This window comes from Sphaerisporangium fuscum (assembly GCF_018531465.1).
Lineage (GTDB): Bacteria > Actinomycetota > Actinomycetes > Streptosporangiales > Streptosporangiaceae > Sphaerisporangium > Sphaerisporangium fuscum.
Genome location: NZ_JAHDTF010000013.1, coordinates 249,549 through 275,904 on the forward strand (window position 1 = coordinate 249,549; position 26,356 = coordinate 275,904).

At 72.4% G+C, this 26,356-nt stretch carries 21 protein-coding genes; 11 read left to right on the top strand and 10 right to left on the bottom strand.

Annotated elements, in window-relative coordinates; genetic code table 11:
* The first annotated feature begins 85 nt into the window (after nucleotides 1–85).
* From KIK05_RS17725 to KIK05_RS17735, 3 genes are all read left to right on the top strand, one after another.
* Complete coding sequence (locus KIK05_RS17725; protein WP_214411813.1) at nucleotides 86–1,702, top strand: aromatic amino acid lyase; 1,617 nt, start codon at nucleotides 86–88, stop codon at nucleotides 1,700–1,702.
* 70 nt (nucleotides 1,703–1,772) lie between these two features.
* Nucleotides 1,773–2,531, top strand: coding sequence for a DUF72 domain-containing protein (locus KIK05_RS17730; RefSeq protein WP_250562946.1), 759 nt, complete (start codon nucleotides 1,773–1,775; stop codon nucleotides 2,529–2,531).
* A 180-nt stretch (nucleotides 2,532–2,711) separates the two neighbouring features.
* Nucleotides 2,712–4,445, top strand: coding sequence for a hypothetical protein (locus tag KIK05_RS17735; protein WP_214411815.1), 1,734 nt, complete (start codon nucleotides 2,712–2,714; stop codon nucleotides 4,443–4,445).
* Nucleotides 4,446–4,613: 168 nt separating this feature from the next.
* Here KIK05_RS17735 and KIK05_RS17740 read toward each other — a convergent pair whose 3' ends face one another.
* The 4 genes from KIK05_RS17740 to KIK05_RS17755 all read right to left on the bottom strand — a co-directional run bounded on the left by KIK05_RS17740 (nucleotide 4,614) and on the right by KIK05_RS17755 (nucleotide 6,741).
* A complete protein-coding gene (locus tag KIK05_RS17740) occupies nucleotides 4,614–4,853 on the bottom strand; it encodes an XRE family transcriptional regulator (protein ID WP_250562947.1) in 240 nt (79 codons plus the stop codon).
* A gap of 95 nt (nucleotides 4,854–4,948) precedes the next feature.
* Nucleotides 4,949–5,332: a type II toxin-antitoxin system RelE/ParE family toxin gene (locus tag KIK05_RS17745; protein ID WP_308249974.1), complete on the bottom strand. Its 384-nt coding sequence runs from the start codon at nucleotides 5,330–5,332 to the stop codon at nucleotides 4,949–4,951.
* 120 nt (nucleotides 5,333–5,452) lie between these two features.
* On the bottom strand, nucleotides 5,453–6,358 hold the full coding sequence (locus KIK05_RS17750) for a Sco1979 family transcriptional regulator (protein WP_250562948.1): 906 nt from the start codon (nucleotides 6,356–6,358) through the stop codon (nucleotides 5,453–5,455).
* 146 nt (nucleotides 6,359–6,504) lie between these two features.
* Nucleotides 6,505–6,741, bottom strand: coding sequence for a DUF397 domain-containing protein (locus KIK05_RS17755; RefSeq protein WP_214411817.1), 237 nt, complete (start codon nucleotides 6,739–6,741; stop codon nucleotides 6,505–6,507).
* A gap of 226 nt (nucleotides 6,742–6,967) precedes the next feature.
* Between KIK05_RS17755 and KIK05_RS17760 the strand changes: the two genes are divergently transcribed.
* The 5 genes from KIK05_RS17760 (at nucleotide 6,968) to KIK05_RS17780 (ending at nucleotide 11,539) form a co-directional block, all read left to right on the top strand.
* Nucleotides 6,968–7,549 (top strand): ATP-binding protein, encoded by a 582-nt coding sequence (locus tag KIK05_RS17760; protein WP_214411818.1) that lies wholly within the window; start codon nucleotides 6,968–6,970, stop codon nucleotides 7,547–7,549.
* A 126-nt stretch (nucleotides 7,550–7,675) separates the two neighbouring features.
* Nucleotides 7,676–8,515, top strand: coding sequence for an SAM-dependent methyltransferase (locus KIK05_RS17765; RefSeq protein WP_214411819.1), 840 nt, complete (start codon nucleotides 7,676–7,678; stop codon nucleotides 8,513–8,515).
* A gap of 128 nt (nucleotides 8,516–8,643) precedes the next feature.
* Nucleotides 8,644–9,876 carry a multidrug effflux MFS transporter gene (locus KIK05_RS17770; protein WP_214411820.1) on the top strand — a complete coding sequence of 411 codons (1,233 nt, stop codon included), beginning with the start codon at nucleotides 8,644–8,646 and terminating at the stop codon, nucleotides 9,874–9,876.
* Nucleotides 9,877–9,987: 111 nt separating this feature from the next.
* Nucleotides 9,988–10,434 (top strand): hypothetical protein, encoded by a 447-nt coding sequence (locus KIK05_RS17775; RefSeq protein ID WP_214411821.1) that lies wholly within the window; start codon nucleotides 9,988–9,990, stop codon nucleotides 10,432–10,434.
* 256 nt (nucleotides 10,435–10,690) lie between these two features.
* On the top strand, nucleotides 10,691–11,539 hold the full coding sequence (locus KIK05_RS17780) for a sirohydrochlorin chelatase (RefSeq protein ID WP_214411822.1): 849 nt from the start codon (nucleotides 10,691–10,693) through the stop codon (nucleotides 11,537–11,539).
* 149 nt (nucleotides 11,540–11,688) lie between these two features.
* Here the strand turns inward: KIK05_RS17780 and KIK05_RS17785 are convergent, their stop codons facing one another.
* A complete protein-coding gene (locus KIK05_RS17785; protein WP_214411823.1) occupies nucleotides 11,689–13,149 on the bottom strand; it encodes a glutamate-cysteine ligase family protein in 1,461 nt (486 codons plus the stop codon).
* A 234-nt stretch (nucleotides 13,150–13,383) separates the two neighbouring features.
* Here KIK05_RS17785 and KIK05_RS17790 point away from each other — a divergent pair, with 234 nt between their 5' ends.
* The gene (locus tag KIK05_RS17790; RefSeq protein ID WP_214411824.1) at nucleotides 13,384–14,505 is read left to right on the top strand and encodes a hypothetical protein; all 1,122 of its coding nucleotides are present in this window, start codon (nucleotides 13,384–13,386) and stop codon (nucleotides 14,503–14,505) included.
* Nucleotides 14,506–14,520: 15 nt separating this feature from the next.
* Here KIK05_RS17790 and KIK05_RS17795 read toward each other — a convergent pair whose 3' ends face one another.
* Nucleotides 14,521–16,251, bottom strand: a complete 1,731-nt coding sequence (locus tag KIK05_RS17795; protein ID WP_214411825.1) for an alpha-galactosidase D — start codon at nucleotides 16,249–16,251, stop codon at nucleotides 14,521–14,523.
* An 8-nt stretch (nucleotides 16,252–16,259) separates the two neighbouring features.
* Nucleotides 16,260–18,428 carry a discoidin domain-containing protein gene (locus KIK05_RS48150; protein WP_214411826.1) on the bottom strand — a complete coding sequence of 723 codons (2,169 nt, stop codon included), beginning with the start codon at nucleotides 18,426–18,428 and terminating at the stop codon, nucleotides 16,260–16,262.
* Between the two features lie 640 nt (nucleotides 18,429–19,068).
* On the opposite strand from KIK05_RS48150, the gene KIK05_RS49750 reads away from it, so the two are divergent.
* Nucleotides 19,069–19,551 carry a Clp protease N-terminal domain-containing protein gene (locus KIK05_RS49750; RefSeq protein ID WP_504740191.1) on the top strand — a complete coding sequence of 161 codons (483 nt, stop codon included), beginning with the start codon at nucleotides 19,069–19,071 and terminating at the stop codon, nucleotides 19,549–19,551.
* A gap of 75 nt (nucleotides 19,552–19,626) precedes the next feature.
* A complete protein-coding gene (gene araD, locus KIK05_RS17810; RefSeq protein WP_308249975.1) occupies nucleotides 19,627–21,351 on the top strand; it encodes an L-arabinonate dehydratase in 1,725 nt (574 codons plus the stop codon).
* A gap of 61 nt (nucleotides 21,352–21,412) precedes the next feature.
* On the opposite strand, the gene KIK05_RS17815 is transcribed toward araD, so the two are convergent.
* From KIK05_RS17815 to KIK05_RS17825, 3 genes are all read right to left on the bottom strand, one after another.
* A complete protein-coding gene (locus KIK05_RS17815; RefSeq protein ID WP_214411828.1) occupies nucleotides 21,413–22,087 on the bottom strand; it encodes a response regulator in 675 nt (224 codons plus the stop codon).
* A gap of 1 nt (nucleotide 22,088) precedes the next feature.
* Nucleotides 22,089–23,363: a sensor histidine kinase gene (locus tag KIK05_RS17820; RefSeq protein ID WP_214411829.1), complete on the bottom strand. Its 1,275-nt coding sequence runs from the start codon at nucleotides 23,361–23,363 to the stop codon at nucleotides 22,089–22,091.
* Nucleotides 23,364–23,424: 61 nt separating this feature from the next.
* Nucleotides 23,425–26,356 (bottom strand): nSTAND1 domain-containing NTPase (locus KIK05_RS17825; RefSeq protein ID WP_443729122.1); only part of this gene is annotated, 2,932 nt, incomplete at its 5' end.

Below are 26,356 nucleotides of genomic sequence, written 5' to 3' on the forward strand. Positions count from 1 at the left end.
TCATGCAGGATTCTCGTTGTATGCGACCATGTCAACCAGTCCACGGGAAATCCCGGGTAAAGTCCGTGGTGAGGGGCTCAATCTGATGGCGTCGCGAACGATCACTCCCGCCGGGACGCCCTCCCGTCCGGCCGAGGTCACCCTGGACGGCAGGGGCGCGCGTCCCGCCGACATCGTGCGCGCCGCCCGCGGCCTTCCCCCGGACCGGCCCCTCGCACCCGCCGCCGGACCCGTGCCCGTCCCCGTCCGTCTCTCCGCCGACGGGCTCGCCCGCGCCGCCGCCTCCTACCGGGCGGCCGAGGAGATCGCCCGGCGCCGCCCGGTGTACGGCCGCAACACCGGCGTGGGCGCCAACCGCACCGAGGACGTCACCGCGTCCGACGGCGACACCCACGGCCTGCGCCTGCTGCGCAGCCACGCCGGCGGCGTCGGCCCCCTCGTGCCCGCCGACCAGGTGCGGGCGATGCTCGCCGTCCGCGCCAACCAGATCCTCGCGGGCGGCGGCGGCCTCCAGCCGGCCTTCGCCGAGGCGCTCGCCCGGGCGCTCAACTCCGGCCACCTGCCCCAGGTGCACGAGATCGGGGCCATCGGCACCGGCGACCTGACCGCCCTGGCCGAGACCGGGCTGACCCTCATCGGCGAACGCCCGTGGACCGGCGGGCACGGAGCCCCGCCGGAACCGATCACCCTGGAGACCGGTGACGCGCTGGCCTTCTGCAGCAGCAGCGCCCTCACGATCGGCCAGGCCACGCTCGCCTGGTCGGACGTCACCGGCCTGCTGCGCGCCACCCAGGTGGTCGCCGCCCTGTCCCTGCTCGCCGCCGACGGCGGCGGGGAGCCGTACGACGAGCAGGTGCACGCCGGGCGCCCGCACCCCGGCAACATCGCCGTCGCGACCGAGATGCGCCGCCTGCTGGCCGCCTCCGAGCCGGCGGGCGGCCACGAGCGCGAGGAGCCGGCCGGGCCGCCCCTCGCCGTCCCTCCCGCGCGGGGCTCGGGCGAACGCGCCCCGGCGCCTCCCCCGCGGATCCAGGACCCGTTCGGGTTCCGGTGCTTCCCGCAGGTGCACGGCCCGGCCGTGGAGGCGGCGGCGGAGCTGGAGCGGGTGCTGGGAATCGAGATCAACGCGGCGGCCGAGAATCCGCTGATCGACGCCGGGCACGGGACGGTCCACCACCACGGCGGCTTCCACCAGGCGACCCTGGGCCTCGCCCTCGACCACCTGCGGGTGGCCCTGCTGCACACCGCCCACCTGTCGGCCGCCCGGCTCGCCACCCTGGTGGAGCCCGCCTTCACCGGGCTGCGGCCGTTCCTCGCCGAGGGCCCGGCCGGCAGCTCGGGGGTGATGATCCTGGAGTACTCCGCGAACTCCGCGCTCGCCCGGCTCCGCAACGCGGCCCACCCCGCCGCGCTCGGCCACGCCGTGCTGTCTCGGGGCGTGGAGGAGCACGCCAGCTTCGCCTCCCAGTCGGCGGTCCAGACCGTCCAGGCCGCGGCGGCCTACCGGCTGGTCCTCGCGTGCGAGCTCGTCTCGGCCGTACGGGCGCTGCGCGGGCGCGGCCGCACCCCGGACCCCGCCACCCCCGCCGGCGCCGCGTACGCGACCGCCGCCTCCCGGCTCGACCCCCGCACCGACGACCGCCCCCTCACCGCGGACGTCGAGACCGCCGCCGGGCTCCTCGACGCCCTCGCCCTGATCTGACAGGGGTGTGATCCGCGGCCGGGCGGGCATGGCCATATCGGAGCCGGAACCAGGGGGCGACCCTCTCATGATGCTCGTGGGCACGTCCGGATGGCAGTACAAGCACTGGCGCGGGGTGCTCTACCCCGGCGACCTGCCGCAGCGCCTGTGGCTGGAGCGGTACGCCGAGTGCTTCCAGACGGTCGAGAACAACAACGCCTTCTACCGGCTGCCGTCCCGCGAGACGTTCGAGAGCTGGCGGGAGCGCACGCCGGAGACGTTCATCATGGCGGTCAAGGCCAGCCGCTTCCTCACCCACATCAAACGCCTCAAGGACCCCGAGGAGCCGGTGCGGCGGCTCATGGACCGCGCCGAGGGCCTCGGCCCCAAGCTCGGCCCGATCCTGCTGCAGCTTCCTCCGACGCTGCGGGCCGAGCCGGAGCGGCTGGACGCCTGCCTGCGCCATTTCCCGCGCGGGGTGCGCGTCGCGGTCGAGCCGAGGCACGCCTCGTGGTGGACCGGCGAGGTGCGCGAGGTGCTCTCCTCCCACGGTGCCGCCCTGTGCTGGGCCGACTCCCTGGGCAGGCCGAACACCCCGCTCTGGCGCACCGCCGACTGGGGGTACATGCGCTTCCACCAGGGCCGCGCCCACCCCTGGCCCTCCTACGGGGAGACGTCGCTGCGATCGTGGCTGCACCGGATGGGCGAGGCCTGGGACAGCGGATGCGACGTGTACGTCTACTTCAACAACGACCCGGACGGCGCCGCCGTGCGCGACGCGGTGCGCTTCGCCGGCCTGGCCCGCACGGCGGGGTGGCCCGTGAGCCGCTCCCCGGCCGGCGTCCGCTGACCCGACGTCCCGTCCGGAGGAAATCCGCGAACATCCGGCGAAACGGTAACGCCGCCCCCATGTGAAGATGATGATCATCTGGGGAAGCGATCCGCGCGGTCCGGCGCGGATCGGACGCACGGGGAATCCCCCTCGGGGCCGCCTGTGACGGCGTGAGCGCGGAAAGGCAGTCGGAGTGCCGTGAGCGAAGTCGGTGCCGTCTCGATCGAACTGACCCTGCCGAGATGGGCCCGGGCGTTGCCGCTCGGCGCGTTCACGCTGATCGTGGCGCAGCTGGTGTGGAGGGCCGCGGTCCTGAGCCGGTTCTCCTTCGTGGGCGACGACGTGTGGTGGATCTCCACGGCCTTCGACGGCGGCTTCGCCGAGTACGTGACCCGGACGACGGTCGGGCACTTCCTGCCGGTGGGATTCGCCGTCACCTGGGTCCTCGCCCACGTGGCCCCCTACGACTGGACGGTCGCCATGGCCGTGCTGCTCGGCCTCCAACTCGCCGCGTCGCTGGCGGTCCTGCGGCTGTTGCGCACGGTCCTGGGCGACCGCCCGTGGATCCTCGTCCCCTTCGCGTTCTACGTGTTCAGCCCCATGACCTTCCCGGCCTTCACCTGGTGGGCCGCGGCGATCGAGACCCTCCCCCTGCAGATCGCGCTCGCGTCGGGGCTGAACGCCCACATCAGGTATCTGCGTGAGGGCCGCCTGCGGCACGGCGTGGCCGCGGCGGCGTGGTTCCTGCTCGGGCTGGCCTCGTTCCTGGTCAAGGCCGCGCTGGCGTTCCCCCTGCTGGTGGTGTTCTTCTCGGGGCGGCGCCGGCCGTGGCGGGCGTACGCGCTGTACGGCGGGGTGCTGCTGCTGACCGCCGCGGTCTACGCCCTGGTCCGCACGCCGGGCGGGGAACCCGTCTCACTGCCCGGCCTCTCGACGGCCGCCCGTTTCACCGGGACGTTCCTGGGCACGACGCTGGTCACCTCGCTGGTGGGCGGCCCCGGCTCGTGGTTCGGGAGCGCCGCGGCACCGGCCGCGCCGTTCCACTGGATCGCGGCGGGCGTGCTGCTCGCGCTGGTCGCCCTCAGCGTCACCCGGTCGCGGCCGGCCTGGCGCGCCTGGACGCTGCTGCTGACGTACGTCGCCGTGGTCGACCTGGCGCCCCTGCTGCTCGGCCGCGCCACGGCGATGATCATGCTGTCGCTGGAGGTCCGTTACCTGGCCGACGCGGCGGTGGTGGCGGCGCTGTGCCTGGGGCTGGCCTTCCAGGACGGGCTCGCGCGCCACCCGAAGACGGCCGTCGCGCTGACCGCGGTGTTCGCGGTGGTCTCCTTCGTCACCGTGTCCGCGTACGTCGACGTCTACGCCGCCGACCGGCGGGCGGCGCGCGCCTACCTCGACACCGTCCGTGCCACGATGGCCCACCTGCCGCCCGGCACGGACCTCTACCCGCGCGAAGTGCCGGCGACGCTCGTACCGTACTTCTTCATCCCGCCCGGGATGAACCACACCTCCAAGGTGCTCGCGCCCCTGGCCGGCCCGGCGGCCCGGTCGGCCCTGCGCCGCCCGCGCCCGTCGCTCACCCCGAAGGTGATCGACGACACCGGCCACGTCAGTGACTTCACCGTGCTCGGCGCCGGCCTCGCGCCGCCGCCCGGCCGCCGATGCATGCCTGACGACGACGGCGTGGTGACGGGGGCGGTGACCGCGGACGGGGCGCCCGGCCGCGTCGGCGGCTTCGCCTACGTCGCCGAGGAACCCACCCGGGTCGAGGTCGCCGTCGGCGAGGAACGGATCACGGCGGACCTGCCGGCCGGCGCGCACTCCCTCTTCTTCCCGGTCACGGCCAGGGCCGGCTCGATGAAGGTCACGCCGGCCCGCCCGACGTGCCTGATCGGCATGGTCTACGGCACGCCGATCCCCCTGAGATCCTGAGCCCCGCCACCCGCCCGCCGAAGCCCGGCCCGGTCGGCGCAGAGGCCGCCGGCCTCCATCCCGTCCAACGCCTCACCCTCCCCGGTGGTCCCGGACGGAGAAATGTCTCACCAACCGGCACCCGCCACCTTCGGCATGACCTCAAGCGTCGATTCTCGATGTATCGAGCTAGGCGACGATGTATTCGACATCCCCGAAGTCCGCCACGACCCGGAGTCGTCCACCGAGCGCCTCCACGTATGAGCGCAAGGTCGCCACCTCTACCCGATCGACCTCTCCGTGTTCGATGGCGGAGACCCTCGGCCCGGACACGCCCATAGTGGCCGCCACGTCACGCTGGCTCAGATCCTGCTCGCGCCTGATCTCCGCGAGCTTGTGCGCTCGGACTTCGGCCGCGAGTCTCTCCATCGCGGACTCCTTCTCGGAGTCCGACCGCAGCGGCAGCCCCGAGGCCCGACGTCGCTCTCGAGCCCGCTGCCTCACCTCGTCCCAGCTAGCAGCGTTCATTCGTACTCCCTGCCGGCCAACTCCGCCACGTGGGCGGCGTAGCGCTTCTCCGCGAGCGGTACATTCGCGTCGTACCAACGCTCCCAGTTACCCGCCTTGTCCCCTGCGACCAGGAGTACCGCCCGACGAACCGGATCGAAAGAGAACAGGATCCGGATCTCGCTACTCCTGGAGGACCCAGGCCGCAACTCCTTCAGGTGGTGATTCTCAGCTCCTTTGATGCGGTCGACAAGTGGCCTGCCCAGGGTTGGTCCGACCTTTGCCAGCATGTCTATGGCGTCTTCGACCTGCTCGGCGGTATCCCAGTCGGCTTCGCACAACCGGTCGTACCACTCGGCCACCTCGGCAACCAGGACGACCTCCCATCCCAGCCCATCCATAGGTTAACCCTGCCATTAACACAGCAGCAAGGGGGCCCTTTTCCACCTGCGCTAACAGGTCGTTGGCTTACTACCGAAGTGAAGCACGGCTCAAGGATGGACGGACGGGGAGGGCTTTGGTCAGAGCTCGTCGAGGATCTTAGTGAGGGCCTTCGTGGTCTCGCCGACCGGGATGGCGTCGAGGCAGAGGCGTTCCATGACGGCCTGGTAGCGGTCGAGGTCGTCGCGCTTGTCCAGGTAGATGGCGCTGGTGAGCTGCTCCAGGTAGACCACGTCGGGGAGGTCGGGCTCCGAGAAGCGCAGGATGCTGAACGGACCGCCCGCCGCCGCGTGGCCGCCGGCGCTGAACGGCATGACCTGCACGGTGATGTTGGGGGCCGCGATCGCCTCGATGAGGTGGCGGATCTGGCCGCGCATGACCTCCCGGCCGCCGAGCGGCCGGCGCAGCGCCGCCTCGTCGATCACCGCCCACAGGTGGGGCGGGCTCTGCCTGGCGAGGAGCTTCTGACGGGCCATCCGGAGGTCGACCCGCCGCTGGATCTCCTCGTCGGGGCCGTCGGGGTGGCCGAGGAGGACGACGGCGCGGGCGTACTCCTCGGTCTGCAGGAGGCCGGGGATGAACTGCACCTCGTAGCTGCGGATGCGGGTGGCCGCCTCCTCCAGGCCGACGTACGCCTCGAACCAGTTGGGCAGCACGTCGTCGAAGTTGTGCCACCAGCCGGGCCGGTTGGCCTGGGCGACCAGCGACAGCATCGCCTCGCGCTCGTTCTCTTCGATGACGCCGTAGAGGGTGAGCAGGTCGGCCACGTCACGCGGACGGAAGCTGACCCGGCCGAGCTCCATGCGGCTGACCTTGGAGTGGGAGGCCCTGATGGAGTGGCCGGCGGCCTCCAGGGTGATGCCGCGGCGCTCGCGGAGGCGGCGGAGCTGGGACCCGAGCATGATGCGCAGGACCGTGGAGCTACCCCGCTCCCGAGCCATCATGTTCAGCGGGGTCTCGTCCCCTTCGGCTCGGGCTGTGATCATGCTCGGTCCTTCGTGCTACGGGTTGCTCGGCGTCTCACTTCTCGCGGTCGTGGAGAAGCTCACGATACCCCGGATGCCCTAATTGGGATATACCCCAACATCACCCTTAGGCTACGATTTCGAACCCTCCGTAGCCGGGCCGCCGGTCAAAATGCCAGGTCGTCGAACTCGCCGTCCTTGGCCCCCTGGATGAAGGCCGCCATTTCACCCCGGCTGTAAATCAGGGCGGGTCCGGCGGGATGCCGGGAGTTGCGGACCGCGACGCCGCCGTCCGGGAGCGGTGCGAGCTCCACGCAGTTGCCGCTGGGGTTGCTGTGGGCGCTTTTGCGCCAGCGGGCCCCCTCGAGCTCGGACGCGGACATGCCGTTGGAGATGTCGTCCATCACGCCTCTTTACAAATCCCCGAAAAACCCGACAAAGGGTGACACAAGCCCCATAGGTCTCATATCGCTACGAGGGCTTCACGATGTGCGTCTCCGCGCAGCCGCCAGCATAGCCGTGTGCGGATGCACGTGCATCGGTACTTGCATACGCACACCAAAGGCGGGCAATATGGGTAAGCGGTTTAACACCATGCCGAGATAGACCTAAACCTCATAGGGCTCGCGTATGACTGGGTACAGGACAGAACTGACTAAACCCGCCGGGATCGGCGATCCCGACAGGTGGGAGGACTGGCTGTCCGCGCTCGACCGCGTTCTGTCCCCCGCCGGTCCATGGGCCGTGGGCGGCGGTCACGAGAACCCCGAACGGCTGCAACTGGCGCTCTGCGAGCTCCGCAACGACCCGTACGCCGCCCGGACCGCCCGTTCGTTCACCACCGCCACCCTGCACGGCTGGGGCCTGGGCGACCTTCTCGACGACGCCGAGCTGGTCATCGGCGAGCTCGTCATCAACGCCCTGCGGCACGGGCTCAGCAGCCGCGCCGCGGTGCTGTCCTCCCACCCCGTGCGGATCATCCTGGCCCTCACCGACCAGTCGTTGATATGCGTCGTCACCGACCCGAGCGACGAGCGCCCGACGCCGCGCGAGCCCGACTTCGGCGCCGAGGGCGGGCGCGGCCTCCAGGTGGTCGCAGGGATCAGCCACCGGTGGGGCTGGGCCCCGCTGCGGTCCCCCGGCAAGGCGGTCTGGGCCGGTTTCACCCTGGGCGGGTCGCTGCCGGTGCGGCACCTGGAGATCTGCCACTGACCGGCGATCCGGCCCGACCTGACCGAGACGCCGCCGCGTGCCGGCCTTCGGCTGACCATTTCCGAAATAACGGATATCTTCTCCCCCGTCAGCGTTAGCATCGGCCTTCGCACGGGAGGGGGATCAGTGGCGGCGTTCACGAGGCTCGAGCCTGTCGTCTTCGATCCCACGACCCCCAACGAAGCCCGCATGTACGACTACTTCGTCGGGGGCAAGGACAACTTCGCCGCCGACCGGGACGCCGCACGGCGGGCCCTGGAGATCGCGCCCGAACTGCCCATGATGTGCCGCGAGGGCCGCAGGTTCCTCGGGCGGGTGGTACGCCACCTGGCGGCCGCCGGCATCCGGCAGTTCGTCGACATCGGCTGCGGCCTCCCCACGCAGGGCAGCGTGCACCAGGTCGCCCAGGCGGCGGCCCCCGGCTCGCGCGTGGTGTACGTCGACAACGACCCGGTCGTCGTCATGCACTCCCAGGCCCTGCTGGACGACCACCGGAACACCGCGGTCATCGAGGCCGACATGCGCGACCCCGAGCAGATCCTCGGCCACCCCCGCCTGAACGAGCTGATCGACCTTCGCGAGCCGGTCGCGATCCTCCTGCTGTTCAGCATGGACGTCATCTCCGACGACGACCTGGTGGCGCGGATCGTCGGGCACCTGCGCGACGCGGTCGTCCCGGGCAGCCACATCGCGATCGGCCACTCCGTCTCCGACCTGCGCCCGGAGGTGACGGCCAAGCTCGGCGCCCTCTACCTGGACAGGGGGATCGTCTCCGGCCCGCGCCGCGAGCAGGTCCGCAGCAAGGGCGACATCGAGCGGCTCTTCGACGGCCTGACCCTCCTGGAGCCGGGCGTGGTGTACATCCCGCGGTGGCACCCCGAGGAGGGGGAGGCGGGCGGCAACCCCGGCGCCGTGTGGTCCGTCGGCGGCGTCGGCCGCAAGGACGGACCGGCCGGCGCCCGCTGAGTCGTCACGCCCCCCGCGATGACCGCAGGTCAGGGGCGTACTGTGGCAGGAACGGCATCGTCGCCCGTCTGCTGGAGGCGACGCGGGCGCCTTGGCGGTGCCGGCCTTCACCGCGTGATGGAGTCGTCATGTCCGCTACCACCGCCATCGGCGCCACGCGAGCGACCGCTCCCTCCCCCGTCCTGATCGCCACGCTCGGCCTGCTCGCGGCCTTCCCGCCGTTCGCCGTCGACATGTACCTGCCGGGCTTCCCCGAGCTGGCCCGCGACCTGCGCGCCGGCCCGACCGCGGTCCAGGTGACGATCACGGCGCTGCTCCTCGGGATCGCGGTGGGACAGTTCCTGATCGGCCCCCTCGCCGGCCGTGCCGGCCGGCGCAGGACGCTGCTCGGCTGCCTGGCGGTCTGCGCGCTCGCCGGCGCGGTGTGCGCCCTGGCCCCGGGCATCGAGGTGCTGGTGGGCGCGCGGTTCGTCCAGGGGCTCGCGGGCTCCGCCGGCGTCGTCGTCGCCCGAGCCGTCGTCTCCGGCGCGGCGCGCGGCCGGGAGGCGGCCAGGGTCTTCGGTGTCCTCACGGCGGTCGCCGGCGTCGCCCCGGTCGCGGCGCCGCTCGTGGGCGCCCTGGTGATCGCCGTGGCGGGCTGGCGCGGGGTGTTCTGGGCGCTCGCCGTACTCGCACTGCTCATGTTCCTGGCCGCCTGGGCGGTCGTCCCCGAGCCGCCGCCCGTGCGTCTGGTCCGGCCCGCGGACCAGACCGGGACCGCGCGCACGGCCCGCGCGCTGCTCCGCGACAGGGCCTTCGCCGGGTACGCCCTGACGTTCACCCTGGCCTTCGGCGCCCTGATGGCCTACATCGCCGCCTCGCCGTTCGTGCTGCGCACCCTTTACGGCCTGTCCATGCCGGTCTTCGCGCTGGCCTTCGCGGTGATCGCGCTGGCGATGCTGGTGGTCGGCACGGCCAACGCCAGGCTGGTGTACCGCCACCCGCCGCAGCGGATGCTCCAGGCCGGCGTGGCGGTGCTGGTGGTGGCCTCCGCCGTGCTCGGCGCGCTCGCCGTGGCGGGACTGCTGCCCGTCGAGGCGTGCCTGCCGCTGCTGCTGGTCGCCGTCGCCTCGCTCGGACTGGTGATGGGCAACGCGACCACGCTCGCGCTGGGGCGCGCCCCGCACGCCACCGCGACCGCCTCCGGCATGCTCGTGACGTTGCAGTACGCCTTCGGCGCCCTCGTCGCGCCGCTCACCGGCCTCGCCGGGCCGCGCTCCATCGTGCCGATGGGCCTGGCGATGGCGGTCTGCGCCGTCCTCGCTCTGGTGGCGGCGACCCTCTCAGGAGACCTCACGGCACGCGAACGCCTCAATACGTGACGTATCCGTACGAGGCCTTGCGATCAACCTGGGTAAACGCACACACTCGAATCGGGCCACAGCCGGCAAAGGCTCGGCCCCTTGGGGGTGATCCGCGTGCACGAAGGCTTCATGGCTCGCGAGACCTGGCCGTTCGAGTGCCCTCGCTGCCTGGTGATCTGGGAAGAAGAGTACACCGTGCGGCACCTCACCGACCGCCACGGCAACGAGGTGGACGTCTGGCTGCGGGACCGGCTACAGGTGCAGCCGCCCTGGTCGGGCGCGCGCTGCCCCGCCTGCGGCGACGCCGACGTGAAGACCTTCCCCCGGGGATACCTCGCCCGGCATCCGGAGGTCCGCGCCGCCCTGCGGGCCGCGCCGCACGCGGCGCCGGCCGAGCCCGAACCGGCCGCCGACGAACCGGTGGCCTCGCTCGCGATGGCGCCGCCGGAACGGCCCTCATCGCTCGCCCGGCTGCGGACCTCGACCATGGCGTACGCCGTGATCGCCCTCTCGGCCCTGCTCTTCGCGAGCCTGGAGCTCTACGAGATCCTGCGCACGACGCATCGAGTGCACTGAGAGACCCGTCCGCGCGGTCCGGCCTGAAAAACTTCACCGGCTCCCGCGGGGTCGTGTCAGCGGTAGGGCGGGCACCGCGGCACGCTGGGCATTCCCGCCACCCCCGGTGATCTCGCACGATTACGGACCGTTGGTGCCGTCCACAGGATCGGGCCGCAATATGTCAGCGATCTCCTGGGAGACCGAGCGGTCTCCATCCGCGCGTCGAGGCGAATCAGACTTAACTTTTGCCACATACCCCGTAAAATCCGCCGATGTGAACGATGGTCATGATGCTCCACGGGAGCTACCGGTCCGCGAACGCTCGTTCCGGACCAGCTCCGGCCGGCACCGGCGCCCGGTGCCCGCACAGCTGCCCCCGGACGCGCCCGCCCTCGTGCTGGCCGCGCCCGGCACCGGCGGCGACGTCCCCGCGGCGATCAAGACCATTGTCAGCGTCGATCATCCGCAACTCGACGTCCGCCTGATCCACCTCGGCGACAGCAAGAGCAACCTCGCCGAGACGCTCACCGAGTGCGCCTCCGACCGTCCCAAGGACGCGCCGGCGGCCGTCGTGGTCCCGCTGGTGACCGGCCCGCACCCGCAGGTGTACCGGGCGATCCGAGAGGCGGTGGCCGACAGCGACGTCATGACGACCATCGCCGACCCGCTCGGCCCCCACCCGCTGCTCGCCGAGGCCCTGCACGTGAAGCTGTCGGAGAGCGGGCTGGCCCGCGCCGACCGCATGCGCCTGTTCAACATCGCCACGCCCGTCGACGGCATCATCGTCGGGACGGTCGGCGGCCAGGAGGCCGTACGGGCGGCCGACGCCACGGTCGTCCTGCTGGCCGCGCGGCTCACGCTGCCCGTCGTGGCGGCCTCCCTGGACGCCTCGCCCAGCGTGGGCGACGCGGCCCAGCGGCTGCGCAACATCGGCGCCTCGCGGCTGGCCCTGGCGCCGTTCCTCATCGGCCCGGAGATCGACCCCCACAGGATCACCTCTGCGGCGGAGGCCGTGGGCGCCGGATGCGCCGAGCCCCTCGGCGCCCACAGCGCGGTCGCACAGCTGGTCGCCCTGAGCTACGGCAGCTCCCTGAACGGCCACGACGACCTCGACCCTGTTTGATTGCCTCGCTCCGCTCGGCGGCGAGGCCATAAGACAGGTTCGGGGCCGGCGGTGGCTTGAGGAGGAGGGAGGGTGAGGGACGAGCCCGTACGACGACGAAAGCCGCCGCCTCAAGGAGGCCTCGAACCCGCCGAGCGGAGCGAGGCAATTCAAAGCGGCTCGGGCCAGGTGTGGACGGGCAGGTCGCCGAGCGCGAGCTCGCGGTAGCGCTCCAGCATGGCCGCCCGGGCGCCGGGCCGGTCGCCGAGGGCGGCCAGTGCGGCACGCTGCCACGCCGCTCCGGTACGGCGCGCCCGGACGCGTTCGCCGATGACCGACAGGTGCCGCGCCGCCTCGGTCTCGTCCACCCCGACCGAGATCAGGCCCTCGTGGGCGATCGGCAGCAGGTCGAGGACGACCTCGGCCGCCGGCGCCGGCTCCGCCCGCCCCGGCCAGGCGAGCATCGCGTCCAGCCCGCCGCGGGCGGCCCGGTAGAAGTTGCGGTAGGCGTCGGCGAACGGGAAGTCCGCGATCCAGCCGGGCCGCGCCGCCATGGCCGCCACGAGCCCGAGCGCGAACGCCGCGTTGGCCGCCATGTCGGCGCACGTCGGCCCGGCCGGCAGGGCCCGTAGCTCCACGCGCAGGTGGCCGCCGTCCGCCGGGTCGTAGACCGGCCGGTTCCACTGCCACACCGTGCCCTGGTGGAGCCGCAGCTCCGCCAGGCGGGGCACCCCGCCGCCCCGGACGACGGCGAGCGGGTCCTCGTCGTCCATCACCGGCATGACCGGCTCGTACTCGCGGACGCTGTGCTCGAACAGCTCCGCCGCGCCGCCCTCGACCCAGCCGGAGCCGAAGGACACGCGGCCGTCGACCCGCCACGGGCGCTCGGGGTCACGGTCGTCCGCCGACGCCTCGAACAGCGCGATCCGGGTCTCCTCCCACAGCTCCCGGCCGAGGAAGGACGGGGAGTTGCCGCTCACGGCGAGCACCGGGCCGGTGGCGAGCTGCGCGGCGTTGTAGACCCGGGCGAAGGCGTCCGGCGGGGTGCGCAGGTGGATCTGCCAGGAGGTGTTCGCGCTCTCCAGGATGACGTCCTCGACCTCCAGCTCCAGCCGTTCGACCCCCTGGATCTGCACGCGGAAAGGCTCGGCGCGCACCCGCCGTATGCCCCGGCTGAGCGCCCGGTACCGCGTCTCGTCGCTCATCGCGCCGCGGGTGAAGTCGAACTCGGTCAGGGTGGGCAGGATGCCGATGGGCACCACCCGGCCGCCCTGCGTGCGCGCGGCCTCGTCGACCAGGGTCATCATCGCGCGCGCCTCGTCCGCCATCGCGGTGAAGGGCCGGCCCGCCAGCGGCGACGGGGTCAGGTTGACCTCCAGGTTGAAGCTGCCCAGCTCCAGTACCACCCGCTCGTCACCCGCCGCCTCGCGTACCTCCTTGTTGCGCCGCAGCGGGCGGCCGCCCTCATCGATCAGGAAAAGTTCCAGCTCGGCGCCCACGGTCGCCTGACCGGCGCCGAACCCCGGCCTCTGGAGCAGCTCCCGCAGAGCGAGCAGCGAATCCTTCAGGCGCAGGCCGAAGCGCGCGTACTCCGCCTCCGAGAACCGCTCCTTGGCTACCTGCTGTCCCATCGTCGTCCCCCACAGTGCTGGTCTCCCGTGCCCCCTAACTGTCCCGCCACCCCGGTTTCATGCCTGAGACCTGGCCCACACGGCCTTCGCTCCCGACTGTACGGACCGCCCCGGCGGCCACCCCCGGCAGGGCGGGATGATCGGCGAAAGCCATTGACGGCGACCGGCGGAATAGGTATGCCTTGACAACGCCAGCTTTTGGGTGAGGGCCCCTTTGGGAAGGCGGTGGCGGCTATGCGCGTGCTCGTTCACGCCTACCCGTGGGACGTGCTCGGCGATCCCCTGTTCGTCGGCAGAGTGCAGGCGCTCGGCTGCGACGGGGTGAACCTCGCGGCGGCCTACCACACGGTCAGGGCCGCGACGCCCTGGCATCCCGAGCGGGCCTACCTCGACGCCAGGCACGCCGCCCTCTACCGCCCGGTCCGCGAGGAGGCCTGGCGTGGCAGGCGTCTGCTGCCCGGCCCCGCGGCGTGGATGGACGACCCCGACTCCTTCGGCACGGCCGCGACCACCCTGGCCGCCGCCGACATCCCGGTGACGGCCTGGACCGTGCTCACGCACAACTCCCGGCTCGGCGAGGCGCATCCCGACGTCGGCGTCGTCAACTGCTTCGGCGAGCACTACCCCTGGGCGCTGTGCCCCTCCCGCGCCGAGGTGCGCGAGTACGCCGCCACGCTGGCCGCCGAGGCGGTGCGCGACCTCCCGCTGGCCGGGGTGCTCCTGGAGGCCTGCGGGCAGCTCGGCGCCGACCACGGCGGCCACCACGACAAGACCGACGGCGCCTACGACGCGCGGGCGCGGCGCATGCTGTCGGTGTGCTGCTGCGGGGCGTGCCGGGCCGAATGGGCCGCACGCGGCCTCGACCCGGAGCGTACGGTGCGCGAGCTGCGCACGGCCGTACGGTCCCACGAGCACGACCTCGACCCGGCCACGGCCGCGGCGCTGCTCGCCGTGCGCCACGGCGCCGCCGACGAGCTGCGCCACCAGGTCCTGGCCGCGATCCCCGGCCCGCGCGTCGGGCTGCACGCCATGCCCGACCCGTGGGCCACCGGCGCGAACCCCGGCCTGACGCCGGACACCGGCAAGGAGGTCGACACCGTCATCGTGCAGTGCTGGCCCACCGGGCCCGAGTCCGCCGAGCGCGTCCGCCTGACCCGGCGCATGCTGCCCGAGGAGGTCGCCGTCGGCGCGTACGTCACCGTGCTGCCGCCGATCCGGCCCGACGAGATCACGCCGCACGTGCGGCGGCTGGCCGAGGCGGGCGCGCAGGAGATCCACCTGTACCACGCCGGCCTGGCCGGCCCCCACCGCCACGGCCTCCTCGCCGAAGCGGTGAGAGCGGCCAAGACCTCCTGACCTGCGGTCCCTCCCCTAACCGATGGTGATCTTGTCGAGGTCGGGGGCGTAGGCGGTGTCGTTGAAGAACCGGATGGTGTTCGATCCGGCGTTCAGCGTCACCGTCAGCGACGTGGTGACCGGAGTGCTCCAGTCGGTGCCGGTCAGCGTGGCCGTCTGCGCCGCGCCGCCGTTGACGCTCACCGAGAACGACCGGGTGCCGTTCACCAGACCGCTGATCGTGAGGCTCCTGCTTCCTGCACCGTACGCGTTCACCGTGATCGTGTCGTGGTTGGCGCCGCTGTCACCGATGAACCGCACCTTGCTCCCGCCCGAGCACCCCGAGCAGGCCGCCACCGCCGCGGCGCCGCTCAGCGCCCCGCTCTCGGCCTCGTAGGACGACGCGGGCGGCGCCGAGGTGGGGGTGACGCGGATCAGCCGGGTCTCCCCTGGGCGCAGAGTCGCGCTGTAGGAGCCGCTGATGGTCCCCTCGCTCGCCCCGGACCACAGGTCGACGACCTTCGCGCCGCCGGAGAAGCCGACCTGCGACCAGGTGACGCTGACCGTCGAGCCGCCCGAGGTCCCGGTGTTGAACAGGGCCACGATGTAGTCGCCGCCGGCCTCACGCTTGCGCCACACCTGGCCGCTCCCGCTGTTGACGATCCGCGAGGCTGCCACGCCGTCCTGGTCGACGGCGATCAGCCGGTCGTTGGTGAGCATGGCCACGTCGACCGGGTCGAGGTCGGTCAGGTCGGTGCCGAGCAGCAGCGGGGAGGCCGCCATCGCCCAAAGGGTGAACATGGAGCGGCGCTGGTCGGCCGTCAGCCCCGCCCGGTCGCCGTTGCCGACCTCCAGCGAGTCCAGGTCGTTCCAGCCACCGGGCCCGGCGTACGGCTGCCAGTTCGCGGCCGAGGTGAACCGGCCGGACACGTGGCTCCAGTCGGTGAGCGGGTGGCCGCTGCCGTTGGGCCCGGGCCCGCAGTAGCACTCGACGTCGCCCTGGGTGCGCCAGCTGTTGGCCAGGCGCTTCCAGGTCGCGGCGTCGGCGATCGGCAGGTTGTTGGACAGCGCGAAGTTGATCGGCCGGCCGGTCCGCCGCAACGCCTTGTCCCACGCCTCGACGTCCGCGACGTCGGCCGAGCCCACGCCGTCGATCTTGAGGTAGTCGATCCCCCAGGACGCGAACTGGTCCGCCCAGGAGTCGACGAACTCCTGGGCGCCCGGCTTGCCGTAGTCGATGTAGTACATGTTCTTGCAGTTGTAGTTCTTCTCGGTCCGGCTGGTGTCGGCGATGTCCTTGGCGTGGTAGGACGTGCCGAGGATCGGGGTGTTGGCCGTGACGGCGTTCCTGGCGATGCCCGGGGTGACGTAGAACCCGAACTTCAGCCCCTTGCCGTGCACGTAGTCGGCCAGCGCCTTGATGCCCGAGGGGAACTTCGCCGGGTCCACGGCCCACCGGCCGTAGGAGTCCACCACGAACCCGTTGGAGTCGCACTTCTGGTAGAAGTCGTCGAGGTTCACGTACACGAAGCCGTGCGCGGCGAGCCCGCTGCTCACCAGCGCGTCCGCCTGTGCCTTGATCTTCGCCTCGGTCGGGGTCCTGCGGATCCAGCTCCAGCTGCTCCACCCCATGGCCGGCCTGATGGACAGGCCGTTGTCGGAGGCGGACGCGCCCGGGGCGGCCGCCACGCCGCCCATCGCGCTCGCCACGCCGGCCGACAGGGCCGTCAGCAGGGTGAGCAGTCTTCGCCGCGGTCCTCGCGACATCGGTCCTCCTAGCTGAGGGTGATCTTGTCGAGGTCGGGGGCGTAGGCGGTGTCGTTGAAGAACCGGATGGTGTTCGATCCGGCGTTCAGCGTCACCGTCAGCGAGGTGGTGATCGGGGTGTTGAAGTCCGTGCCGGTCAGCGTGGCCGTCTGTGCCGCGCCGCCGTTGACGCTCACCGAGAACGACCGGGTGCCGTTCACGGCCCCGGCGATGGTCAGCGTCCTCGTTCCCGCGCTCGCGGCGCTCACCGTGATCGTGTCGTGGTTGGAGCCGTTGTTGCCGATGAACCGCACCTTGCTCCCGCCCGAGCACGCCGGGCAGGACGAGACGGCCGCCGCGCCGCTCAGCGCGCCGCTCTCCGCCTCGTAGCTGGAGGCGGGCGGCGTCGCGGAGCCGGGGTACGACGAGCCCAGCCACGCCTCGTCCACGCGCAGCCGCTTGTAGCGGGTGGAGTCGGTGGAGGCGGCGTAGGTGCCGTCGACCTGGAGGCGGATGTAGCGGGCGGTGGTCGCCGGGATGTCGACGAACTGGACGCCCCGGTGGCTCGGCAGGGTGCCCGTCCTGATCGCGCCGCCCCAGGAGGCGCCGTCGTTGCTCGCGTACACCTTGTAGCCCTTGATGCGGGCCGACTGCTCGGTGTCGGAGCGCGCGTAGGCGACCGAGTCCTCCCGCTGGTTGATGCCGATGTAGCGGACGGTCCTGGCCGAGCCGAGGTCGAACGTCAGCGAGGTGGGGGTGGTCTTGTCGCTGTCCCAGTAGGTCAGGTAGTCGCCGTCGCCGGCGGCCGAGCCGGCGTGCCCGCCGGTGGAGGAGCTCGCGCTCACGGTGACGCCCGGCAGGATGCCCTCCCGGCCGCCGGTGGTGACCTTGAAGACCGTGTCGTAGGGGTCCCAGGACGAGATCCCGCTCAGGGTGAGCGTGCCGTTGACCTGGCCGAACGTCACCGCGGCGCCGGTGCGCAGGTTGGTGACGGCCGTGACGCGGTAGCCGTTGTCGCGCACCTGCAGGGTGCCGCCGGACGGCGGGGTGATGACGTGGATGTAGTGCCGGTCGGGGTCGGTCCTGCCGACCGTCGTCACGCCGTGGGCGCCGTTGTTCCAGAAGCCCGGCTGCAGGCCGCCGTACATGTAGCCGCCGCCCTCGGTGCCGTTCAGCGACTCCCAGATCGGGTCCAGGTAGCCGTTCAGGAAGTTGTTGAACGACGCCTGGTTGGAGGGGAAGGTGCCGTTGACCTGCGCGGTCTCGGCCATCAGGGCTTTGACGGAGGAGCCGGCGTTGGTCACCAGGCGGCCGATGGTGAGGAGCCGGTCGACCGAGGGGTTGGAGCCGTCGTACCACCAGGCGCCGGTGGAGGGCAGCTTGAAGTCGGCCTCGATGAGCCGGGGGGCGGCGGTGTAGACGGCCTGCGGGTAGTCGTAGGAGGGGGACATGCCGGTCTTCTGCTCGTTGCTGATCATGTCCATGATCGGCGTGTCCTCGTTGTTGTTGCTCAGGGTCATGTCCGGGCGGTCGGCGCGGATGCGCTCGTACAGGCCGTGGGACTCCCAGTAGGCGTTGTCGTTGTCGATCCAGAAGCCCGACAGCTTCGAGTACTTCCGCATGACCTCGATGAAGTTGTCATAGCTGAACTCGCCGAACCCGTCGCGCGTGGTCAGGTCGACGCTGTGCCCCTTGTAGGAGGAGTACGCCGAGGAGTCGAGCCACTCGTGACCGCCCTCGTTGTGCCACTGCGGGTCGTCGGTCATGTAGAGGATGACCTTCAGGCCCTTGGCGCTCGCGGCGTCGACCAGCTCGCCGAGGAAGTCGCGCTTGGTGCTGCAGCTTCCGGGGATCGCCGACGGCCAGGGGCGGGCGTAGCCGAGACGGCTGTGGAAGGTGGCGAGCACGATGTACTGGGCGTGCAGTTTCTGGGTCTCGGTGACCCAGTAGTCGGGTTTCCACCCGCCGTTGGTGACGTCGGCCTCCCAGCCGCCGCAGCTGGTGTGCGCGGGCGAGGTGCGCTCGCCCCAGTGCAGGAACAGGCCGGCGACGGCGTTGCGTAAGTACGCCTGCCGCGGGTGTTGCAGCTCGGCCCACGCGGGCGCGACCGGTGACATGGTGAGGATCAGGGACAGCGCCGCGACGACGGCCACGGCGAGCCGGTGACGGTGTCTGCGGTGAGGGGGCGCACTGGCCATGTACTGGCTCCTTCTGCTCCTGGGGCGCGTCGGGCCTCCCGGCGAGATCACGCGATGAGAGGGCCGTTGAGATCACCTTTGGTATGACAAAGGTTGGATCTCTGCTACGAATCCCACAAAACCAGAGCGACGTCAACGGGTCCGCACATGTTGGAACGATATAATCGTCAGGAAGGTTTCCTAACTTTTCTTTGCGGCTCTCTCCGCCCTCATCATGGCTGCCCGCGAACCCTTTTCCGGGAATGCGCCCGGTCGGCCACCCTCGCCGTCCTGCCCCTCGGCAGGGACTCGGCGCCCGTCGCCGACACCCCTCCGGTTCGCTCGAAAGATAGGACGTATCTCTTGCCCGCCACATCAACGTCAACCGACGGTTGACGGCGAAGGATCGTCAACCTATGGTTGACGCATGACATCGCAACCCGTACGTCTCGACGACCTGATCGAGTACATCCGCCGCACGCACGGCGCGGACGACGCCCTCCGGCAACTGTCCGGGGCGGTGCTGCTCTCCGAACACCTCGGCGAGGTGGCCGACCACCTCATCGGCCACTTCGTCGACCAGGCCCGCAGAACCGGGGCGTCCTGGACGGACATCGGGCGGAGCATGGGGGTCACCAAGCAGGCCGCGCAGAAGCGGTTCGTGCCCAAGGGCGGCGGCGAGCCCTTCGACGCCTCGGTCTTCTCCCGGTTCACCGACCGCGCCCGCCACGTCGTCGTGTCGGCCCAGGAGGAGGCACGGCAGGCCCGGCACGACTACATCGGCACCGAGCACGTCCTGCTCGGGCTCCTGCACGAACCGGAGGGGGTGGGCTGCCGGGCCCTGGTGGCCCTCGGCGTGCCGCTGGAGACCGTCCGCGAGGCGGCGACCGCGGCCCTCGGCCCGGCCGTGGCGGACCTGGTCGGTCACATCGCGTTCACGTCGGGCGCCAGGAGACTGCTCGACCTCACCATGAGGGAGGCGCTCCGCATGGCGAACAACTACATCGGGACCGAGCACATCCTGCTCGCCCTGCTCACCGCCGAGGAGGGCACCGGCAGCGAAGTGCTGAACGGTCTCGGAGTCACCAAGGAGGACGCCGAGAACTGGATCCGGCGGACGCTGAGCGACGAACAGGCCGGCTGACCGCCCCAGGCCGAGCGGCGGGTCCAGCGGCACGCTCCTCGATATCGTGATATATCGGCATACGAGGAGGACCACGTGCAGCGTCTGACCCCTGAGCAGCTGAGAAGCCATCGCTGGTACGGCACCGAGACCCTCCGGTCCTTCAGCCATCGTGCCAGGACCCGCCAGCTCGGCCTGTCCGCCGAGGAGCACATGGGCAAGCCCGTCATCGGCATCGTGAACACCTGGAGCGAGCTCAACCCCTGCCACATCCACCTGCGCGAGCGGGCGCAGGAGGTCAAGCGCGGCGTCTGGCAGGCGGGCGGCTATCCGGTCGAGCTGCCGGTGATGTCGCTCTCGGAGACCTTCCAGAAGCCCACCACCATGCTGTACCGCAACCTGCTGGCCATGGAGACCGAGGAGATGCTGCGCTCCCACCCCGTGGACGCGGCGGTGCTGATGGGCGGGTGCGACAAGACCACACCCGCCCTTCTCATGGGCGCCATCAGCATGGACCTGCCGGTCGTCTTCGTGCCGTCCGGCCCGATGATCCCCGGCGCCTACCGGGGCGAGGCCCTCGGCAGCGGCAGCGACATGTGGCGCTACTGGGCCGACAAGCAGGCCGGGCTCGTCGGCGAGAACGTGATGAGCGGAGTCGAGGAGGGCATCGCCCGCTCCCCCGGCCACTGCATGACCATGGGCACGGCCTCCACCATGACCTCGGTCGCCGAGGTCCTCGGGATGACGCTGCCCGGTGCCGCGTCCATCCCGGCCGTCGCCTCCGCCCACAGCCGCATGGCGGCGGCGAGCGGCAGGCGCGCCGTCGGCCTGGCCTGGGAGGACCTGCGCCCGTCCGCGATCCTCGGCGCCGAGGCGTACGCGGACGCCGTCACCGCCGTCCTGGCGCTCGGCGGGTCCACCAACGCCGTCATCCACCTGATCGCCATGGCCCGCCGCAGCGGCGTCGAGCTCACCCTCGACCACTTCGACGAGGCGTCGCGGCGGGTCCCCGTGCTCGCCGACCTGCGCCCGAGCGGCGGCTACCTCATGGAGGACTTCTACCTGGCCGGCGGCCTGCCCGCGCTGCTCGGCCGGATCCGCGACCTGCTCCACCTCGACCGGCCCACCGTGAGCGGCCGCACCCTCGGCGAGACGCTCCAGGACGCGGAGGTGCACGACGACAAGGTCATCCGGAGGCGCGACGCCCCGCTGTCGGCCGAAGGGGGTCTCGCGGTGCTGCGCGGCAACCTCGCCCCCGCCGGCGCCGTCATCAAGCACGTCGCCGCCGAACCCCGCCTGCTCAGGCACACCGGGCCCGCCGTGGTGTTCGACGGGCACCGCGACCTGATGCGGCGCATCGACGACGAGAGCCTGCCGATCACCGCCGACTCGGTGCTGGTGCTGCGGGGCGCCGGCCCGCGTGGCGGCCCCGGGATGCCCGAGCACGGCATGCTGCCCATCCCCGGCCGGCTCCTCCGGATGGGCGTACGCGACATGCTGCGCATCTCTGACGCGCGGATGAGCGGCACCAGCTACGGCGCCTGCGTGCTGCACGTCGCGCCGGAGTCCCACGTCGGCGGGCCGCTCGCACTGGTCCGCGACGGCGACCTCATCACCGTCGACGTCGAGGCCCGCCGCCTGTCCCTGGAGGTGCCCGAGGAGGAGCTGGCCCGCCGCCGCTCCCGCTGGCAGGCACCGGGGACGGTGTACCGGCGCGGCTACGGCAGCCTGTACGACGCGCACATCATGCAGGCGGACGAGGGGTGCGACTTCGACTTTCTCACCGGTGCCGGCGGCGCCCCCGAGCCTGACACGGAGTGACCGCCTTTACAATGTAGATCACTGCCAGGCCGCCGCGTCGCCCCCGGGGACCGGCTCCCGCTCAAGGGGTGGCGGCCGGGCCGCCCAGCGTCCCGGGCCCGGCGTCCCTGACCAGCAGGGCCGCCTGGACCCGGTTGGCGCACCCCAGCTTGGCCAGCACGCGGCTGACGTAGGTCTTGATGGTCATCTCGCTCATGTGCAGCCGCCGTCCGATCTCGGCGTTCGACAGCCCCTCGGCCACCAGGCCCAGCACGTCGGACTCCCTCGAGGTCAGCTCCGCCAGCCGCGCGGCGGCCTCGCGGCGGCGCTCCACCTGCCCGCCGTCCACCGCGCCGAGCACCACCCGGGTCACCTGGGGCGAGAGGTAGGCGTCCCCGGCGTGGGCCGAGCGGACCGCGCGGATCAGCTCGTCCGGGGCGCAGTTCTTCAGGACGAAGCCCGCGGCGCCGCCCTGCACGGCACGCAGGACGTTCGGCTCGGCGCCGAAGGCCGTCAGCACCACCGCCCGCGTGGCCGGCGAGCGCTTGCGCAGCTCCTCGACCGCGCTCAGCCCGTCGAGCACCGGCATGGTGATGTCCACCAGCGCGACGTCGGGACACAGCCGGACGGCCTGCTCGACCGCCGTCCGCCCGTCACGCGCCTCCCCGACGACGGCGATGTCCCCCGCGGACTCCAGCACCGTGCGGATGCCCGCCACGATCAGCGGCTCGTCGTCCGCCACCAGCACCCTGATCATCTCACCGGAGCCCGATCATCAGGCTGCCCGGGACGACCACGAACACCAGGGCCGCGGCGGCGACGCCGAGGACCACCATGCGCGCCGCCCCCTCGCGGCCCGGCGGCAGCACACCCGCCAGGTCCTCCCGCTCCTGCTCCACCGGCGGCCCCGTGAGGCCGGGCGGCGCCGCGACGTCCCGGCCGGCCGGGAACATGGCGAGGAGCCGGAAGCCTCCCTCCGTCAGGCCGTGGTCCAGCATGCCGCCGGCCGGCAGGACCCGTTCGCGCAGCCCGGCGAGGCCGTGCCCGGCCCCCGCCGCCCGGAACGCCTGGAGCGCGGCCGGCGGGACCGGATTCACCACGGTGAGCAGCGCGGCGTCGTCCTCCCACTCAACGCTCACTGTCACCGGGCCGCCGGGGGCGTGCTTGGCGGCGTTGGTCAGCCCTTCCTGCACCACCCGGTAGGCGGCCTGCCAGGCGGCGGCCGTGAGCGGCAGCGCCTGCCCGTGGTGCCGGAGCGTGACCCGCACGCCCGCGGCACGGAACTCCTCGACGACCCGCTCGATCTCCCGGATCCCCGAGTCGTGGCCGCGCGGCTCCTCCTCCCCGCGCAGCGCGCCGACCAGCTCGTACAGCTCGTCGAGCGCGCCGCGCGCCGCCCGCGCCACCTCCTGGACCCCCTGGCGCCGCTCGGGCGGCAGGCCGGACACCTCGAGCGCGGCGGCCTGGATCGAGACCAGGGCGAGCCGCTGCCCGAGGGAGTCGTGCATGTCGCGGGCGATGCGCAGCCTCTCCCGCAGCCGCTCGCGCTCGGCCAGCAGCCGCTGCCCGTACCTCAGCTGCCGGTTCCGCTCCGACAGCGCCGCCACCAGGCGTTCGTGCTCGGCGAGGTACCGCCCGACGAGCAGGGGCATCGCGACGAACACCAGGTAGGCGGTGACCACGCGCGACACCGATGCCGCCCCGTCCCACCCGGTGACCAGTTGGACGGCCAGGCCGCCGCAGGCGCCGCCCGTGACGACGGCGACGTCGCGGCGGGAGGCCAGCGCGCGCCCGGCCGTGTAGGCGGTCACCAGGAGCAGGACGTACGCCCCGGGGAGCGCCGAGGTCAGCACGAGGGCGGCGACGAAGGCCGCGACCCCGCTGCGGGACCGCAGCGCGAGGACGGCGCCGAGCGCCGCCGCGAACGTCACCGCGGCCACCGGCCGGGGCAGCGCACCGGCGTGCCCGGCCGTGAGCACCGCGGTGTCGACGACCAGCACCGCCGTCACCGCGGCCAAGGATGCCCACCTCATGCCCAGCAGCGTACGGCGAAACCCGGCGGCGCACGCCCTGCCGGTCACCGACGGGCGGTGCTCACGGGCAGACGTCGCGGAAGGGGACACCCGGCAGGTACCGCCGCCACTCGTCCGGCGTCAGCGTCCCGCCCGCGCGGGCGCAGACCTCTGCGGCCGTACGCTCCGGGTCGACCGGGACCTCACGCATGACGCCGGAGCCGTCCATGGTGCGGAGCACGGCGCCGCCCGAGCCGAAGGCGAAGGACGCCAGGCCGGGAGGGTCCTCGACGGCGACGACCGGTCCCAGCTTCCGGGGACCGGCCACCTCCACCAGCTGGACTCCCTGCCGGGTCGCGACGGCGGCCACGTCCCCCTTGGAGGAGAAGACGACGCGATCGCCGGGCAGGGTCACGTTCAGGTCCGGACCGAGCCGGTCACCGGTGCGCACGTCCCAGAACGCCACCCCGCTGCCGGAGACCGTGGCCAGAGTGTTCCCGTCGGGGCTGAAGGCGAGGGCCTTCGGCGCCGCGGACACGCGTCCGGGACCGATCGGGTCGCCGGTCTCACGGCCGGTGGCGAGGTCCAGCAACCGGTTGGAGGCGCCCGCCACCTCGGCGACCGTGGTGCCGCCGGGGCGGAAGACGACCGACGTGTAGCTCTTGAAGTCGATCGTGGTGTGCCACCGGCCGTGCCGCAGGTCCCAGACCAGGAGCCTGCCGCGCACGTCCGTGCGGTCGGCGGACATTCCCGACGCGCCGATCGCCAGCAGGGAACCGTCACCGTTCACGGCGAGCGACTCCATGTCCCACTCCTTACCCGGCAGGTCGATCTCGGCCACCTGGACCCTTCTCACGGTGTCCCAGACTCGCACGTGGTGGAGGAGGTCACCGTCGGGGAAGGCGAGGAGCCGGCCGTCGCCGCTGAAGGCGGGGCGTGCCGGGGCGCCGAACACCGACTCCGAGCTCACGCCGACGGCACCGAGCGGCCGGCGCGTCGTGGCGTCCCATACGGCCAGCGAGCGCGTCCCCTGGGTCTGGGTCACGACGAGACGGCCGTCCGGACCGAACAGGCCGGACATCCCTCCGCCCGGTGGGGGCGCCGGTGCCGGGAGCCGGACGGGGTCGACCGCGTCCGCGACGTCGGCGCTCACCACCGTGCCGCCGGTGAGATGGCGCAGGACCGTGCCGTCGAAGCCGGCCCCTTCCGAGGCTCCCCGGTAGGTCAGCAGCGCCACGCCGTCGGCGACCCGGATCAGCTTGCCGCCCGCCAGCAGCAGCCGCCCGTCCGGGCTGAAACGCAACGGGCCGTCCGCGCTCCAGCGCACCGGCGACCGGTACGTCAGCGACATTCCCGTCCGCATGTCGAGCAGGTAGACCTGGGAGGTGGTACCGCAGGCCAGGACGTGCCCGTCCGGGCTGAACGCCACCGCCTCGGCCGTCCCCGCGCACATCCCCGGGTCGTGCCAGTGCGCCACCGGCTTGCCGCTCGGGAGCCGGAGGAGGGCGAAGCGATCGGGTTCCCGGCCTCCGGAGAGGGTGACGGCGGCCAGGTCACCGGACGGAGTGTAGGCCGCGTCCCGGATGGCGGCCTGGTCACGGCCGCGGACGATCCTGCCGGTCCGCGTGTCCCACAGCCCGGCGCCGTACATGTCGCCGAGGGTCACCCACCGGTCGCCGAGTCCGTAGGAGATCTCGTCGAAGAGCCAGGGGCGCACGAGCTTGCGCTCGCCGACCGGCTCGCCGGTGGTGGTGTCCCACGCCCGTACGGTGTCGCCGGCCACGACGGCGAGGCGGCGTCCGCTGGGGCTGAGGGCGACGCCGCGGAGCGTCAGACCGGTGATCCGCAGATCGTCCCAGCCGCCGGCCGCGGCGCCCGTGCGCAGGTCGTACACGCGCACTCCCCGGGGGGAGACGCTGAAGAGCCTGCGGCCGTCCGCGGTGATCCGCCGTACCGTCTCGCCGCCGGTGTCCGGATCGGTGAAGGAGGTACGCTGCCGCTGCGCCCAGGCGTTCTGGAGGCTCCCCCGGGTGGCGGGGATGTGGGCCAGCCGCCAGGCGGCGACGCTCAGCAGCATGGCCCGCCGCGGATCGGTGGCGCGCATGGCGTCGGCCTGGGCGGCGATCCGGCCGGCCTCCGCGGTGTCGCGCTGAGAGGCGATCCGGTTGTTCTGCAGCACGGTGAGAGTGCCGCCGAGCAGCGCGAGGACGAGCAGGACGGCCAGGGTGACCGTCAGCAGCCGGCGTCGCCACACGCGCCGGCGGGTGGCGGCCTCGCAGGCGTCCAGGAAGTCGCGTTCGAGCGCGGTCGGTGTCAGGTGGCGACGGCCGGTGACGGCCCAGGGCAGCGCGGCCTCCAGGCGGCTGCCCTGCACGAGATCCGCGGCCCGGCGTCCGTTGGCGTGCCAGTGCCGGGCGGCGGCCTGGATGCCCGCGTACACGGGCAGGCCTTCGCGTTCGTCGTCGATCCAGGAGCGCAGTCGTGGCCATGCCTGTGCCAGGGCGGGCCGGGCGATGACGATGTCACCGCCGCGGGTGCCGAGCAGGTAGGAGAAGACCTCCAGGACGCGCTCCAGCGCCGCCCGCTCCTCGGCCGTCCTGCCCTCCGACAGCTCCTGCCGGGAGACGGGGCGGGTGGCGATGTCGCCGGCGTCGGTGATCGTGACCATGCGCAGGAACAGGTCGGGGAGCAGATTCCGCTCCGCGGTGGTCAGGAAGCCGCGGGCGTCCTCGGCCAGCATGCCGAGCGCCGGGTCGTGACTCCTCTCGGCCGGCGTGCCGGCCGCGGCGCCGCCCCCGCCGAGCAACTCGGCCGGGTCGCCGGTGAACCCGTTGATCAGGCTCAGCAGCAGTTCCCGCGCGCTCGGCCGGGCCGAGGGCTCCTTCTCCAGGGCCCGCCTCACCAGCGGACGCAGCGAGGCCGGCAGGGGACTCAGATCGGGGTCCACCGACAGCACCCGGTGCATCACCCCGCCCAGGCTCTCGGCCTTGAACGGATCCTCGCCCGTGGCGGCG